The organism is Streptomyces sp. SID486, from assembly GCF_009865385.1.
Taxonomy (GTDB): domain Bacteria; phylum Actinomycetota; class Actinomycetes; order Streptomycetales; family Streptomycetaceae; genus Streptomyces.
Genome location: NZ_WWJT01000487.1, coordinates 1 through 1,877, shown reverse-complemented (window position 1 = coordinate 1,877; position 1,877 = coordinate 1). Strand labels below are relative to the sequence as shown.

At 74.7% G+C, this 1,877-nt stretch carries 2 protein-coding genes; one reads left to right on the top strand and one right to left on the bottom strand.

The window, feature by feature from the left end; all coding sequences use genetic code 11:
• Nucleotides 1-286: DUF6214 family protein (locus GT045_RS23040; protein WP_345942729.1), on the bottom strand; the 286-nt coding region annotated here is incomplete at its 3' end.
• A gap of 140 nt (nucleotides 287-426) precedes the next feature.
• On the opposite strand from GT045_RS23040, the gene GT045_RS23035 reads away from it, so the two are divergent.
• Nucleotides 427-1,761, top strand: a complete 1,335-nt coding sequence (locus GT045_RS23035; protein ID WP_161335296.1) for an FAD-dependent oxidoreductase — start codon at nucleotides 427-429, stop codon at nucleotides 1,759-1,761.
• Nucleotides 1,762-1,877: the final 116 nt, after the last annotated feature.

The window sequence follows — 1,877 nt, the reverse complement described above, 5'->3', positions numbered from 1 at the left end:
GTGCCGTCACCCCGCACGCCTCGGACAGCGGGCCGTCGATCCAGTCGGCGAGCGCGGTGAGGTCGGCGAGGGAGAGGGCAGGCCGGGCCGTGACGTCCTCGACCGAGACGTGTCCGCCGTGCAGCACGGCCAGGGCGTCGACCCGGGCACCGTCGGGAAAGGCCAGCCGGAGGTGGAACCACCTCGTGGCGCCGCCGTGCTCCCGCACCTCCCACGCGGGCCACACGGAGACGGCACCGTCCCCCGTGTTCCGGTCAGTGAGGTTGAGAAAGGTCGCTCCAAGCACACACGGAACGTAACCGCATGATCAGATTTCGACCGGACAGACGCGCTTCCGGATCACTCCACCGGCCCCTGCCCACCGGATCCCCGCGGTGCCATGCTGGAAGTGTCCGCACGCCCCTCCTTAGGGCAAGGAGTACCGCTGTGCTGCGTGTCGCCGTCGTCGGTTCCGGGCCGAGCGGTTGCTACACCGCCCAGACCCTGGTCCAGCGTGACCCCGCGGTCCACGTGGACGTCCTGGACCGGCTGCCGTGCCCCTACGGACTGGTCCGCTACGGCGTCGCCCCCGACCACGAGAAGATCAAGTCCCTGCAGGGCAGCCTGCGGACGGTGCTGGAGCACGAGCGGGTGCGGTTCCTCGGCGGGGTCCGGGTCGGCGGGTCTGGGGGCCTGCCGGTGGAGCGGCTGAGGGAGCTGTACCACGCGGTCGTCTACTGCGTGGGTGCCGCCACCGACCGGCGGCTGGGGGTCCCCGGCGAGGACCTGCCGGGCAGCTGGTCGGCGACCGAGTTCGTCTCCTGGTACAGCGCGCACCCGGACGCGGCCGACGCGGGCTTCCTGCGCGGGGTGCGCTCGGCGGTGGTCGTCGGGGTGGGCAATGTCGCGGTGGACGTCACCAGGATGCTGGTCCGCGGGGCGGCGGAGCTGCGCCCCACCGACATCCCGCAGGCAGCGCTGGACGTGCTGGCCGCGAGCGGGCTGACCGACGTGCACATGGTGGGCCGGCGGGGTCCCGCGCAGGCCCGTTTCACCACCAAGGAGCTGCGCGAGCTGGGCGGCCTTCCCGGTACCGAAGTCGTCGTCGACAAGGAGGAGTTGGCGCTGGATCCGGCCGACCCGGGCACGCTGCCCGCCGGACCGCGCCGCAACGTGGAGGTGCTGCGCGGCTGGGCGACGCAGCCCTCCGCGGCGGCCGTCCGCCGGATCCGGCTGCGGTTCTTCCTGCGCCCGGTGGAACTCCTGGAGGGCGCCGGGCGGGTGAGCGCCGTCCGCTTCGAACGGACGGTCCCCGACGGCCGGGGCGGCGTGACCGGCACGGGCCGGTACGAGGACATCCCCGCGCAGTTGGTGCTGCGCTCGGTGGGCTATCGCGGAGTGCCCCTGGAGGGATTGCCGTTCGACCCGGCGAGCGGCACCGTCCCGCATCTCGAGGGCCGGGTCCTGCGCGACGGCACGCCCTCGCCCGGCGAGTACGTGGCCGGGTGGATCAAGCGGGGCCCGACCGGGGTCATCGGCACCAACCGGCCCTGCGCGAAGGAGACGGTGATCTCGCTGCTGGCGGACGCTCCCGCGCTCGGGCACACGGACGTACCGGCGGACCCGGTCGCGGCCCTGCGGGCGGCCGGCACGGAACCCGTGCCGTGGAACGGCTGGCTGGCGATCGAGCGGGCCGAGGCCGAGCTCGGCGCACGGCTGGGGCGGAGCGTGGTCAAACTGTCCGACTGGGACGCGCTGCTCGGGGCGGCCCGGGTGCCGTAGCCCGGCCGGGGGCCTGCCGCCCGGGGCGGTCAGATGCTGCCGTGGGTCCTGCCGGGACACGCCGCTCGGGGCGGCCGGGTGCCGTGAGCCCGGCGGGGGCGTGCGGCGGGCGGGGG